Annotated in this window: 13 protein-coding genes; 1 reads left to right on the top strand and 12 read right to left on the bottom strand. The window is 63.6% G+C overall.

Going from position 1 to position 13516, the window contains the following annotated elements:
• Positions 1-12: 12 nt before the first annotated feature.
• The 4 genes from QNA11_RS03085 to QNA11_RS03070 form a co-directional block, all read right to left on the bottom strand.
• Entirely contained in the window at positions 13-330 is a 318-nt protein-coding gene (locus QNA11_RS03085; RefSeq protein ID WP_283481931.1) for a hypothetical protein, read from the bottom strand.
• Between the two features lie 120 nt (positions 331-450).
• A complete protein-coding gene (locus QNA11_RS03080; RefSeq protein WP_283481930.1) occupies positions 451-870 on the bottom strand; it encodes a very short patch repair endonuclease in 420 nt (139 codons plus the stop codon).
• Positions 871-1081: 211 nt separating this feature from the next.
• Positions 1082-2323: a DNA cytosine methyltransferase gene (locus tag QNA11_RS03075; protein ID WP_283481929.1), complete on the bottom strand. Its 1242-nt coding sequence runs from the start codon at positions 2321-2323 to the stop codon at positions 1082-1084.
• A gap of 28 nt (positions 2324-2351) precedes the next feature.
• Positions 2352-3179 (bottom strand): carbohydrate kinase family protein, encoded by an 828-nt coding sequence (locus QNA11_RS03070; protein ID WP_283481928.1) that lies wholly within the window; start codon positions 3177-3179, stop codon positions 2352-2354.
• A gap of 187 nt (positions 3180-3366) precedes the next feature.
• Here QNA11_RS03070 and QNA11_RS03065 point away from each other — a divergent pair, with 187 nt between their 5' ends.
• Positions 3367-4464, top strand: a complete 1098-nt coding sequence (locus QNA11_RS03065; protein WP_283481927.1) for a metallophosphoesterase family protein — start codon at positions 3367-3369, stop codon at positions 4462-4464.
• A gap of 105 nt (positions 4465-4569) precedes the next feature.
• Here QNA11_RS03065 and QNA11_RS03060 read toward each other — a convergent pair whose 3' ends face one another.
• From QNA11_RS03060 to nuoI, 8 genes are read right to left on the bottom strand one after another with little or no spacing between them, the layout of a single operon-like run.
• Complete coding sequence (locus QNA11_RS03060; RefSeq protein ID WP_283481926.1) at positions 4570-6243, bottom strand: ribonuclease J; 1674 nt, start codon at positions 6241-6243, stop codon at positions 4570-4572.
• Positions 6240-7013 carry a biotin--[acetyl-CoA-carboxylase] ligase gene (locus QNA11_RS03055; RefSeq protein ID WP_283481925.1) on the bottom strand — a complete coding sequence of 258 codons (774 nt, stop codon included), beginning with the start codon at positions 7011-7013 and terminating at the stop codon, positions 6240-6242. The genes QNA11_RS03060 and QNA11_RS03055 overlap by 4 nt, the downstream gene beginning before the upstream one ends.
• Before the next feature lie 12 nt (positions 7014-7025).
• Complete coding sequence (nuoN, locus tag QNA11_RS03050) at positions 7026-8462, bottom strand: NADH-quinone oxidoreductase subunit NuoN (protein ID WP_283481924.1); 1437 nt, start codon at positions 8460-8462, stop codon at positions 7026-7028.
• A gap of 12 nt (positions 8463-8474) precedes the next feature.
• Positions 8475-9983: an NADH-quinone oxidoreductase subunit M gene (locus QNA11_RS03045; RefSeq protein WP_283481923.1), complete on the bottom strand. Its 1509-nt coding sequence runs from the start codon at positions 9981-9983 to the stop codon at positions 8475-8477.
• Positions 9983-12046, bottom strand: coding sequence for an NADH-quinone oxidoreductase subunit L (gene nuoL / locus QNA11_RS03040; RefSeq protein WP_283481922.1), 2064 nt, complete (start codon positions 12044-12046; stop codon positions 9983-9985). Before nuoL ends, QNA11_RS03045 begins: the two co-directional genes overlap by 1 nt.
• Positions 12047-12055: 9 nt before the next feature.
• Complete coding sequence (gene nuoK, locus QNA11_RS03035) at positions 12056-12364, bottom strand: NADH-quinone oxidoreductase subunit NuoK (RefSeq protein ID WP_036287502.1); 309 nt, start codon at positions 12362-12364, stop codon at positions 12056-12058.
• A 12-nt stretch (positions 12365-12376) separates the two neighbouring features.
• Positions 12377-12979 (bottom strand): NADH-quinone oxidoreductase subunit J, encoded by a 603-nt coding sequence (locus QNA11_RS03030; RefSeq protein WP_283481921.1) that lies wholly within the window; start codon positions 12977-12979, stop codon positions 12377-12379.
• A 48-nt stretch (positions 12980-13027) separates the two neighbouring features.
• Positions 13028-13516, bottom strand: a complete 489-nt coding sequence (nuoI, locus tag QNA11_RS03025) for an NADH-quinone oxidoreductase subunit NuoI (RefSeq protein ID WP_165049116.1) — start codon at positions 13514-13516, stop codon at positions 13028-13030.

The raw sequence follows: 13516 nt of genomic DNA, 5'->3' as shown, positions 1-13516 counted from the left end.
AGAGCGCGGCTTTTACGGCCGCTCGGCGCTCTTCGCCAGCAGCGCCGAGGTCATCGCCGCCATGATCTCCGCCTTGGCGGCGTTTGCGCTCTGCCGCTCCGCCGTCACGGGTGCTGGAGCGGCCTGCGCCAAAGCGTCGACGAACACGGCCTTCCCCGAATTCATGGCTGAAATCGCCTCGCCGGCGCTTGCCGCCGCGACCTCGTAAATCTGCGAGCGGTCCGTGGGCGCGCCTTTGGCGACGGCGGCGCGCGCGATGGCGGCCGAGAACTGCGCATAGGCCGTCGGGATCTGGCTGATGCCGAACCGCGTCGAGGAAACGATGAACATGGCGTCTGCCTGCGCTTGGTTTTCCCAAAGAGTATACTGGCAATCCGGCATTTTCCGAGGGGGTCGTGAAGATGCACACAATAAATTCGCTAGAGTTCGAGCATTCGCGGGTGAAGGCGGTCATGTCTCGGCGCCGAAGAGAAAAGCCCGCAGCTTTTGCTCCAACGCGGCTTTGTCCTTGAGCTCGCATTCCCACACAATGAGCGCCCGCCAGCCCTGCGCCGTCAGACGCGCCTGATGCGCCGCGTCGCGCGCGACATTGCGCGCGATTTTCGCGCGCCAGTAATCGGCGTTGGCCTTGGGCATACGGGCGCCGCGCGCGCAATCATGTCCGTGCCAGAAACAGCCATTAACGAAGATTGCCTGCTTGCGGCCGATATAGGCGATGTCGGGATTGCCGGGGATGTCCTTGCGATGCAGGCGGTAGCCCGGCGCGAAGCCTCGCAGCAAGGCGCGGACTTTGAGCTCGGGAGTCGTGTCGCGCGATTTGACCGCGCGCATGATGGCGGAGCGTTGGGCGGGGGATTCGGGTTTGCTCACATACTATCCCGCTTGTCATCGCGCTTAGGCAGGATAAGCGGCTTATAGGTCGTTGACAAACTTCCAAGGCGGCCTCGTCCTTCGAGACGCGAGCTTCGCTCGCTCCTCAGGATGAGGCCTAAGTGTTTGGCGCAGATGCTGAAGCCCCTCATGCTGAGGAGCCTGCGCAGCAGGCGTCTCGAAGCACGAGGGGCGTCGACATAGCGGTCTACTAAGCCGCTTCCCGCAAAACGCCCGCATTCAGCAACGGCTCGATGAGATGCGCCGCAATGTGTCTGACCACCGGCGCGACCACGCCATCGCCCGTCAAGTGATAGGCCTCATTATACTTCTGCGGCAGCACATAATCATCCGGCAGGCCCATCAGCCGCGCCGTCTCCCGCGCCGACATCAGCCGCGAGCGCACCAAGCCCTTCTCGACGACCAACACGAATTGACGGCTGGAGCCGCCGGCCGGCGTGCGCAGACAGCCGGCGAGATCATCGAAACGCGCTTCGGCCCGCTGGATTTTTACGCCCTTCTCATAGCGCGTGCGGCGGTAGAGCGTGCCGACCATCCTGCGGCCGGCGCGTCTCGCTTCCTCGACTTTCGCAAGATTGGCGTCGCTCATCATGTCGATCAGACGCCGCGTCTCTTCCTCGCTGCGCCACGCCACATCGGGCGGCGCGTCCTCGACAATCTGAGACAATGTGGCGTTGCGCGTCAGTGGTTCAGGCAGCCGCCACCAGAGCCATTTGGCCTGCAGAGCAAGCGGCAGGCGCTCGAAGGCGGCGATCAATGTGCGCGTGAAAAACGGCGGCTCCCCCGTCATTGCGAGCGAAGCGAAGCAATCCAGGGCCGCGCCGGGGTTGCTGGATTGCTTCGTCGGCTTCGCTTCCTCGCAATGACGGGCAGCGAGGGCGCTGGAAACCGCTACATCCTCCCGCACGGCGACGATGAACAACCGCGGTCGCGATTGCGGCAGAAACAGCGCCGCGTCGATCACCAGCGCGCCGAAGCGATAACCCTCGCCCGCGAGCGCCTTGCAGATCGACTCGAAATCCTTGCCGCCATGCGAGGTCAGCGCGCCGCAGACATTTTCGAGAACGATCGTCGCCGGGGCCCGGCCCTCGGCGCGCAGGGCTTTCATCAGCGACCAGAAGGACCAGAAGGTTCCCGAACGCTTTCCCTCGAGCCCCGCGCCGGCGCCCGCGAGCGACAAATCCTGGCAGGGAAAGGAGGCCCAGACGAGATCGGCGCGGCCCGGCAGTTGCGCGGTCGTCACTTTCGCCACGTCGCCGACAAAGAGTTCCTCGCCGCCCCAATTGCGCCGGTAGCTTTCGGCTTTCTTGGCGTCGAAATCATTAGCGAAGAGGCAGGTCCAGCCCGCGCCCAGCCCCGCGCGCGCCATGCCGCCGCCGGCGAAGAATTCATAGTAGCTCGGCTTGCTGCTTGTGCCCGACTCGCGCGTCATATGAGCAGCTTACCTTGTCCGTCCGAGGCTAGCGAGCGCCGAGGCGGCTGATGGCCTGGGCGGCGAGCCTCAGCCCCGCCGCCGCAGCCGATTTCGGATCGGCGCCCGACAGCAGCACGGCGATAGCGCCGGCGTTGAACGCGTCGCCGCCGCCGGTGCGGTCGATGGCCTCGACCGGCGTCGCCGTCACCGTCTCGACCTCTCCCGCGCCGATGACGGTCACGCCTTCCTCGCCGCGCGTGATGAACCAGATTGCCGGGCCTGTGCCATGCCGCTCGGTGAGGAAGCCGATCGGATCGCTCGTCTCGAGGACACGGGCCAGCTCGTCGCAATTGGTGAAGAGATAATCCGCCACGAAAGCAAAAGCTGGATCGTAACGCCCGTCCAATTCGAGCGAGATCGTAGGCCTTCCTCCGGCGCGTCTGGCTTGCCGCAGAAAGGCGGCGTCGCAGACGGTCGTATGCAGCCAGTCGACGTCCTGGCCGAGTTCGCCAATGTCATAGGGCGTCCATGGCGCATTGATGATCGGGCCCGTGATGATCCGCTTGTCCTGTGGCGTCGCCAGGCAAATGGCGAGCGGCGACGGCGCGGCGAGCGCTTTGACGCCTTGCGTGTCGACGCCATTGAGTTGGAGTTCGCGCAGCGCGAGCGCGCCGAGCGGATCGTCTCCCACCCAGCCGAGCATGCGCACGCTCATCCCCTGCCGTGCGATCCAGACTGCCGTGTTGGCGGCCGAGCCGCCGCCGCTGACGGCGGTCTCTTTGGCCATGATCTTCTCATGCTCATCGGGAAGACGATCGAGCCGCAGGGTGACGTCGACATTGATGCTCCCCAGACAACAAACGCATCCCCGCATCTTCCGCCTCTTTAAAATCTCGTCGAGGGAGATACAGCCCCCAAGCAGCCAACGCCACCCGATGTCTCGCTGGCGTCGTCTTTGGGCCGCATCTTCCGGTGGTCGCCTTGGCGTGGAGATTCGGCTCGTGGAAGCAAAGGGTAAGGGCTCAGCTTTCGCAAAACCGGCGCCCGAGATCGGGCATCCTGTGACGAATTTTCCCGACGACCCTCGCTTCCACCCTCTGCCGCCTGTGCCCGAAGCTGATTTCAGCCTATCATTGGAGGCGATCCTTCCCGGCGTGACCGAAGCGGCGGAACAGGCGGGCGCGCTCGCCTTTCACGCGCTGGGCGATACCGGCGGCATCCATGGCGCCGAAACGCAGAACGCCGTCGCGGCGGCGATGCAGGAGCAGATCGCCAAATCGCAAGGAGGGGAGCGGCCGCGATTTCTGTTCCACCTCGGCGACGTCGTCTATCTGAGCGGCGAAAGCAGCCAATATGTCGCGCAGTTCTACGAGCCCTACCAATATTACGACGCCCCCATTTTCGCGATCCCCGGAAACCACGATGGCGAGACGGTGGCGGAGACGCGCTGCGGGCTGGAGGGCGAAACTGCGCTGCTCGGTTTTATGCAGAATTTTTGCAGCGCGTCGCCGAGGCGGCTTTTCAAGCACCGCTCGACGATGACGCAGCCCTATTGCTATTGGCGGCTCGCCGCGCCTTTCGTGCATGTGATCGGGCTCTATTCGAACATCGACGGGCAATTGGACCGACGCGGCGAGAGCCGGCAGCAGGAATGGTTCATCGAGCAATTGCGATCGGCGCCCGACGATAAATGGCTCATCGTCGCGGCGCACCACCCGTGTTTCTCCCTCGACGAAACGCATGGCGGCTATGTGGAGATCATGTCGGCGATGGACGCGGCCTTTCGCGACAGCGGCCGCACGCCCGATCTCATTCTCTCGGGGCATGTCCATTCCTATCAGCGGTTCTCCCGCGACTTTGCCGGGAAGGCGCTGCCCTATGTCGTCGCCGGCAATGGCGGCTTTGCGAATTCCTCCCGCTCGCTCCACAAGATGCAGAGGGGCCTTGTTATCGAGCGGCTACCGTTCCAAACGGCGCTGCCGACGGTTCGGCTCGAAAGCTACGACGTGATGAACGCTGGCTTTGTGCGTGTGACGGCGGGATCGGACTGCCTCACTGTGGATTACTTCTCGGTGTCTTTCGACGATCCGCCGGCGGTTTCGAGAGAGCCGCGGGACTCGGTGACTGTTCGAAGCGCCGGGATGAAGACGGCCCGCTGACGCCTAGCGCGTCATTGCGAGCGAAGCGAAGCAATCCAGAGCCGCCGCGGGGCTCTGGATTGCTTCGTCGCTTTGCTCCTCGCAATGACGGGGGCGGTCATAAGCCTAAGCCGACACCACCATCACATGCACGATGGGCTTCTTGCCCCAGACCGAATAGATGGCCCCGCGCAGCGAGCGTTCGATGGCCGTGGACACCGTATCGGGATCGCGACGGCGGGCGCGCGGCAGGCCGTCAAAGGTCGCAAACAGCGCCTCGTCGATGACTTCGCCCATGTCTTCGCCGAACTTGCCCTTCTTCGGCACGCCCGCGAAGACGACGTCGGGATCGCCGACAAGGTCGCCTTTCTTGTCGACAGCGAGGGCCACAGACACGACGCCCGCGAAAGCGAGCTTATTGCGCTCGCGCACGGTCCCGTCCTCCTCGCTGAGAACCACGTCGCCGTCTTTCAGCAGACGGCCGTGCGGCAGGCGGTTGACGATGGTCGGCGGCCCGGGAAGCAATTGAACCATGTCGCCGTCGCGCGCGGAAAGCGCATGTTCGACGCCACGCGACTTGGCGAAGGCCACATGCTGCGTGAGATGATGCGCCTCGCCATGCACGGGAACGGCGCTCTTCGGCCGCACCCACTCATACATTTGCGCAACCTCGCCGCGCCGCGGATGGCCGGAGCAATGCACGAGATGATCATGATCCGTGATCACCTCCACCCCGAGATTGCAGAGATTGTTGATGACCCGATGCACCTCGCGCGCATTGCCCGGAATGGCGCGGGAGGAAAAGATGACGCGATCGCCGGGACCGAGCTTGATCGAGGGATGATCGTTCTGCGAGGCGCGCATCATTGCCGCGCGGGGTTCGCCCTGGCTGCCGGTGGCGATGACCACGGTCTTGTCGCGCTGCAAATTGGGCAGCATCTCCGGGGAATGGAAACCCGGAAGCCCGTCAAGATAGCCACAGTCGCGCGCAACCTGAACCACCCGATCCATTGCGCGTCCGGCGACGACGACCGTGCGGCCGCAGGCCTGCGCCGCCTCAGCAATGGCGCGCAGCCGCGCTACATTGGAGGCGAAGGTCGTCACCACCACGCGTCCGCTCGCCTCGGCGATGAGCGGCTGCAGCACGCGCGCGACGTCGCTCTCGGAGAAACTGTCGCCCTCGCGCAGAATGTTCGTAGAGTCGCAGATGAGGACGTCGACGCCCTCCTCGCCAAGCGCGCGCAGCCGGGCTTCGTCGATACGATTGCCGACGCCGGGCTCGGGATCGATCTTCCAATCGCCCGTATGCACCACCCTGCCGAGCGGCGTCGTGATGGCGAGCGCATTGGCTTCTGGGATCGAATGGGCGACGGCGACATATTCGACCGTGAAGGGATCGAGATCGAGCACCGCGCCCGCGTGCACGGGCCGAATGTCGATGCTCGGCGCGCCGGGCTCGTTGAGGCGCTTGACTTCCAGCAGCCCGGCCGCGAAGGGCGTCGCATAGACCCTGCATTTAAGCTTCGGCCAGAGCGTCACCAACGCGCCGATGTGATCCTCATGCGCATGGGTGATGCAGATCGCGACGACGTCCTTGGCAATCTTCTCCACGAAGGCGATGTCGGGATAGACGACGTCGATGCCAGGAAGCTCCGAGCCGGGAAAGCCCAGGCCGCAATCGACCATCAGCCATTTGCGCGCGCGGGGAGGACCATAGCCGTAAAGCGCGAGATTCATACCGATCTCGCCGACGCCGCCGAAGGGGACGAAAACGAGATCTGTATTCGGCGTGCTTGTCATGCCAGCGCCCCTCCGGTTGCGCGCGGGCCAATGAGCACGTCGCCTGCTTCAATGGTGCGTCGGCCGTCCGTCGTTTCGAGAACCAGCCGCCCGTTAGCGTCGATGGTCTCGAAACGCCCGTCGAGCTTTTCGTAGCTCAGCACGACGGTTATGTCCTGTCCAAGCCCGGCGGCGGAAGCCAGCCATTCCTGCCGGATCTGCGCAAAGCCTTCGCCGCTGTTCCAGAGTTCGAGCGCCTCCGCCATAGCGTCTGAAAAATGCGCAAAGAACGCTTCCCGCGAGGGGGCTGGGAGTACCTCGGAGAGCGCGCGCGCCGGATAGGGCGTATCTCTGGGCGCATCTACGAGATTGACGCCGACGCCGATGATTGCGACCGGCGCCATCGAGGCGTTCACACATTCGAGGAGGATGCCGCCGAGCTTCGCCCCTTCGAGCAGCAGATCATTCGGCCATTTGAGCTGGAAAGCGCCATGCTCCGCTAGCGCGCGCAAGGCGCGCATCGCCGCCACCCCGGTAACGAAACCGAGCTCAGGAGCAACGCGCACTTCAGAAAACTCGCCAAAAACGAAGCTCGCGTAGAAATTACCGGGCCGAGAAATCCACTCCCGCCCGAGACGCCCGCGCCCCTTCGTCTGGCGAGCGGCCACGATCCACAGCGGGCCGCGTTCGCCTGTCTCGATCAACCGCCGCGCCTCGTCATTGGTCGAGTCGATCTCTTCCAGTGAGAGGAGGCGGACGCCTCTTGCGCGCGCAATCGATCCTAATTGCACGCGCAACACCTCTTAGAAGAGCGATTTTGCGGCGGCGGTCGCCGCATCCATGATCGGCGCCGGATAGACCCAGAAGCCGAGCACCGCGACCGTCGACAGCGCGAGCACCGCACGGACGGCGAGCGGCGAGCGATCGAAGCCGGGGGCCGGCTCGTCGAAATACATGACCTTGACGACGCGCAGATAGTAGAAGGCCGCAACCGCGGAGGTCAGCACGCCGGTGACGGCGAGCGGATAGAGACCCGCATCGACTGCCGCGAGGAACACGTAATATTTCGCGAAGAAGCCGGCGAGCGGCGGGATGCCCGCGAGCGAGAACATCAGCATCGCGAAGAAGAAGGCCATAAGGCCGTTGGTGCGCGAAAGCCCCGCGAGATCCGAGATGTTCTCGACGTTCCGGCCGTTGATCCGCATCGCGAGGATCGCGGCGAAGGAGCCGAGCGTCATCACGAGATAGACCGCGAGATAAACGATCACGCCCTTGACGCCCGCCTCACTGCCCGCCGCAAGGCCGATCAGAGCGAAGCCCATATGGCCGATCGACGAATAGGCCATCAGACGCTTGATGTTGTTCTGGCCGATCGCGGCGAAGGAGCCGAGCAGCGTCGAGGCGATGGCGAGGAAGATGATGATCTGACGCCACTGGGACGTGATCGCGGGGAAGGCCGTTATCACAAAGCGGGCGGTGATGGCGAAGGCCGCCATTTTAGCCGAAGACGCGAAGAAGGTCGTGACCGGCGTCGGCGCGCCCTCATAGACGTCCGGCGTCCACATATGGAAAGGCGCGGCCGAAATCTTGAAGGCGAGGCCAGCCAGGACGAAGACGAGGCCGAAAATCACGCCGACCGGCGGCTGTTCGGTGACGGCCTGGGCGATGCCGGCGAAAGACACCGTGCCCGAGAAACCATAGAGCAGCGACGAGCCGTAAAGCATCATGCCGGACGACAAAGCGCCAAGCACGAAATATTTCAGGCCCGCTTCCGACGCCCGACCGTCGTCGCGCGCGAAGGCCGCCATGACGTAGAGGGCCAGCGACATCAGCTCGAGCCCGAGATAGAGCGCGATCAGATTATCGGCCGAGATCAGCAGCATCATGCCCAGCGTCGAGAGCATGACGAGCACGGGATATTCGAACTTCTCGAGCCCGTTGCGCTGCAGCCAGTCGACCGACAGCAGGATCGACGTCATGGCGCCGACGAGCGTCAAAACCTTCAGGAAGCGCGAGAAGGCGTCGTCGATGAAGGCGCCGTCGAAGACGGTCACGTCCACCTGCTTGCTCGACAATAGGATGACGACAACGGCGAGGCCGAGGATGCCGACAGCCATCTCGTCGACGAGGCTGAAACCCTTCTCGCCGCGAAAGGCGCCGATCAGGATCAACAGCATCACGCCGATGGCCAGGATGACCTCGGGAAGGAAGTGATGCGTGAGTTCTGCGAAGAAGGGCATATGAACAGTCCGTCAGTGGCCGGCGGCGGCGAGCTTCACCGCGTCGAGCAGCGCCGTATGGGATTGGATGAGATGATCGACCGAGGCCTGCGTCGAGGCGAGGATCTGCCCCGGCAGCACGCCGTAATAGATCGTCAGAACGACTAGCGGCGCAAAGATCAGCATCTCGCGCGGCGACAGATCGACGAGATCCTTGAGGCTTGCCTTCTCCAGCGCGCCGAAGACGACCCGGCGATAGAGATAAAGCGCATAGGCCGCCGAGAAGATCACGCCGGTCGCCGCGAAGAGCGCCACCCAGCTATTGGCCTTGAAGGCGCCAGCGAGCGTCAGGAATTCGCCGATGAAGCCCGTCGTGCCCGGCAGGCCGACATTGGCCATGGTGAAGAGCATGAACACGAAGGCGTAAACCGGCATGCGGTTCACAATGCCGCCATAGGCCGCGATTTCGCGGGTATGCATGCGATCGTAGATGACGCCGACGCAGAGGAAGAGCGCGCCTGCGACGAGGCCGTGCGAGATCATCTGGAACATCGCGCCCTGCACGCCCTGCGGGTTCAGCGTGAAGAGGCCCATCGTCACATAGCCCATGTGGGCGACGGAGGAATAAGCAATGAGCTTTTTGATGTCCTCCTGCACCAGCGCGACGAGAGAGGTGTAGATGATGGCGATGATCGACATCGCATAGATGAGCGGCGCGAAATAGACCGAAGCGTCGGGGAACATCGGCAGCGAGAAGCGGATGAAGCCGTAGCCGCCCATCTTCAGGAGGATCGCCGCCAGAATGACCGAACCCGCCGTCGGCGCCTCGACGTGGGCGTCGGGCAGCCAGGTATGAACCGGCCACATCGGCATCTTCACCGCAAAGGAGGCGAAGAATGCCAGCCACAGCCAGGTCTGCATGTTCTTCGGGAAATCGGTCTTCAGCAGAACCGTGATGTCGGTCGTATGCGCGTGATTATACATCGCGAGGATCGCGACCAGCATCAGCAGCGAACCGGCGAGCGTGTAGAGGAAGAATTTGAAGCTCGCGTAGACGCGCCGCTTGCCGCCCCAAATGCCGATGATCAGGAACATCGGAATGAGGCCGCCCTCGAAGAAGAGATAGAAGAGGACGAGGTCCAGCGCGCAGAAGACGCCGATCATGAGCGTCTCGAGCACGAGGAAGGCGAGCATATATTCCCGCACCCGCTTCGTGACCGACTCGAAGGAAGCCAGGATCGAGAAGGGCATGATGAAGGTGGTGAGCAGGACGAGCGGCATCGAAATGCCGTCGACGCCGAGCTTGTAGATCAGGCCCGAGCCGAACCAGTTCTTCTCCTCGACGAACTGAAAGCCAGGGTTCGACGTATCGAAGCCCGCCCAGACGTAGAGCGACAGAGCAAAGGTGACGAGCGTCGTCAGCAGCGTCGCCCAGCGGATGTTGCGCAGGCTCGCCTCGTCGTCGCCCTTTTGCGTCAGCAGAAAGGCTGCGCCAACCAGCGGTAGAAACGTAAGGCCGGTAAGAATGCCGAACCCGAACATCAGCGCAGCCCTCCGGCGACGAAATAAGTGACGATAGCGGCGACGCCGATGAGCATGGCGAAGGCGTAGTTGTAGATGAAGCCGGTCTGCAGACGGACGGCGATCTTGGCGCCGTCGGCGACGCGCGCGGCCACGCCATCCGGGCCGAGCCCGTCGATGATGGCGCCGTCGCCGCCCTTCCAGAACAGACGGCCGATCACAAAGGCCGGCTTCACGAAGATGGCGTCATAGAGCTCGTCGAAATACCACTTGTTGAGCAGGAACTGGTAGAGGCGCGGGAAGGCGCCCGCCAGTTGCTGCGCGGTGCCGGGCTTCAGCACATAGACATAGAGCGCCACGAGGAAGCCCAGCACCATCATTGCCGTGGGCGAATAGCCGGCCCAGGCGGGGATGTTGTGCATCTCGTGCAGCACCTCATTGTGCTCGCTCGTGAACAGCGCGCCCTTCCAGAATTCGCCGTAGGCGTGACCGGCGAAATAGGGCTCGAAGATGAAGCCTGCGCCAATGGCCCCGACGGCGAGAACCGCAAGCGGGATCAGCATGACGATCGGCGACTCATGCGGCGCATGATGCCCATGCCCGTGATCGTCGTGACCATGCGCGTGATCGTCGTGGGCATGCGCATGACCGTGATCGTTGAGCGCGGCGGCGTGCGCGAGATCGGCGGCGGTCGGCTCATCATGCGTGTGATTATGCGGCGCCTCATGCCCCGCGCGATGACCGAAGAAGGTCATGAACACCAGGCGCCAGGAGTAGAAGGAGGTCAGACCCGCCGCAACCACCGTCGAGACAAAGCCGAGCATCGCCGCCGTGCTGTGGCCGCTCGCCGCGAAGGCCGCCTCTATGATGCCGTCCTTGGAGAAGTAGCCCGCGGTCAAGGGGAAGCCCGTCAGCGCCAACGTGCCGATGGTCATCATGGCGAAGGTGAAGGGAATGTCCTTCCGCAGCCCGCCCATGTTGCGCATGTCCTGCTCGTGATGCATCGCATGGATGACCGAGCCGGCGCCCAAGAAGAGCAGCGCCTTGAAGAAGGCGTGCGTGAACAGGTGGAACACGCCGAGCGAATAGGCGCCGACGCCCTCGGCGACGAACATATAGCCGAGCTGCGAACAGGTCGAATAAGCAATGACGCGCTTGATGTCGTTCTGAACGAGACCGACCGTCGCGGCGAAGAAGGCCGTGATGGCGCCGATGACCGTCACGAATGCGAGGGCGGCCGGCGCATGTTCGAAGATCGGCGACAGACGCGCGACCATGAAGACGCCGGCGGTGACCATGGTGGCGGCGTGGATGAGCGCGGAAACCGGGGTCGGGCCTTCCATGGCGTCCGGCAGCCAGGTGTGCAGGAAGAACTGCGCCGACTTGCCCATCGCGCCGATGAAGAGAAGGAAAGCGGCGATCGTCAGCGCGTCGACGTCGAGGCCGAACACATGGATCGGCTTGCCGGCGAGGCCCGGCACAGCGGCGAAGACCTCGTTGAAGGTCAACGACTGGGTGAGCTGGAAGATAAGGAAGATGCCGAGCGCAAAGCCGAAGTCGCCGACGCGGTTGACCACGAAGGCCTTGATGGCGGCGGCGCAGGCGGACGGCTTCTCGTACCAGAAGCCGATCAGCAGATAGGAGGCGAGACCGACGCCCTCCCAGCCGAAGAACATCTGCACGAGATTGTCGGCCGTCACCAGCGTCAGCATGGCGAAGGTGAAGAGCGACAGATAGGCGAAGAAGCGCGGACGCGACGGGTCCTCGTGCATATAGCCGATCGAATAGAGGTGCACGAGGCTCGACACGGTCGTCACGACGACGAGCATCACCGCCGTCAGCGTATCGACGCGCAGCGCCCAATCGACCTTCAGCGCCCCGACCGTCATCCAGTTCGCGAGCACCGGCGTGAAGCCGTGGTTATGGCCGAGCGCGACGTCGACGAAGGTGATCCACGACATGGCCGCGGAAGCGAACAGCAAGCCCGTCGTGACGAGCTCCGAAGGGCGCGGCCCGATCTTGCGCCCGAAGACGCCGGCGATCAGGAAGCCGAGCAGCGGCAGGAAGACGATTGCTTGGATCATCGCTCTAGATCAGCCCTTCAAGGAATTGATGTCTTCGACCGCGATGGTGCCGCGGTTGCGATAGAAGGCGACGAGGATCGCGAGGCCGATCGCGGCCTCCGCCGCCGCCACGGTGAGCACGAAGAGCGCGAACACCTGGCCGACGAGGTCGCCGAGCGACTGCGAGAAGGCCACGAAATTCAGATTCACCGACAAGAGGATCAGCTCCACCGACATGAGAATGACGATGATGTTCTTGCGGTTGAGAATGATGCCCGCGACGCCGAGCGTGAACAGGATCGCGGCGACGACGAGGTAATGTGTCAGGCCGATGGTCATGGTCTTTCCTCGTTAGACGCCCGTCCGGAACGGAACCTTCTTGACTTCTATGACATTCTTGGCGTTGCGCGCGTTCTGCGCGGCGATGTTCTGCCGCTTGACGTTCGGCTTGTGATGCAGCGTGAGCACGATCGCGCCGATCATGGCCGTGAGCAGCACCAGCGCCGACGCCTGGAAGAAGATCACATATTTCGTGTAGAGCACCTGCCCCAGCGCGGCGGTGTTCGAGACATTGGCGGCGATCGGCGTCTCGAGGAGATTTTTCGAGGCGCCCGACGGCTGCCAGCCCACGGCGACCATGCCGAGCTCGGCGAGCACGACGACGCCGACGGCGGCGCCGACCGGCAGATATTTCGAAAAGCCCTGCTTCAACTCCGCGAAGTCGACATCGAGCATCATGACGACGAAGAGGAAGAGCACCGCCACCGCGCCGACATAGACCACGATCAGCAGCATCGCGAGGAATTCGGCGCCCGCCAGCAGGAAGAGTCCCGCGCCGTTGCAGAAGGCGAGGATCAAGAACAGCACCGAAATCACCGGATTGCGGGCGAAGATCACCACGCAGGCCGACGCGATCATGATCGTCGCGAAGAGGTAGAAAAATACAGCCGCCACGGCCTCATCCTCTCATCATGAGCCGCGCGCGGCGGCTCGTATCGTTCCTTACCGGTAGGGCGCGTCCAGCGCGATGTTGCGCGCGAGCTCGCGTTCCCAACGGGCGCCGTTCTCGAGCAGGCGCTCCTTGGTGTAGTAGAGCTCCTCGCGCGTCTCGGTCGCGAATTCCTGGTTCGGCCCCTCGACGATGGCGTCGACCGGGCAGGCTTCCTGGCAGAAGCCGCAATAGATGCACTTCACCATGTCGATGTCGTAGCGCGTCGTGCGGCGGGTGCCGTCGTTGCGGCGCGGGCCGGCTTCGATGGTGATGGCCTGAGCGGGGCAGATCGCCTCGCAGAGCTTGCAGGCGATGCAGCGCTCTTCGCCATTGGGATAACGGCGCAGCGCGTGCTCGCCGCGGAAGCGCGGCGAAATCGGGTTGCGTTCGTGCGGATAGTTGATGGTCGCCTTCGGCTTGAAGAAGTAGCGCATCGACAGCAGGAAGGCGCCGACGAACTCGGAGAGGAAGAGCGACTTTGCGGCTGTGTCCAGTCTCAT

It is taken from the genome of Methylocystis sp. JR02, assembly GCF_030063565.1.
GTDB lineage: Bacteria > Pseudomonadota > Alphaproteobacteria > Rhizobiales > Beijerinckiaceae > Methylocystis > Methylocystis iwaonis.
Note: the sequence above shows the minus strand (reverse complement) of the source record. Positions and strands in the feature narration are given on the sequence as shown.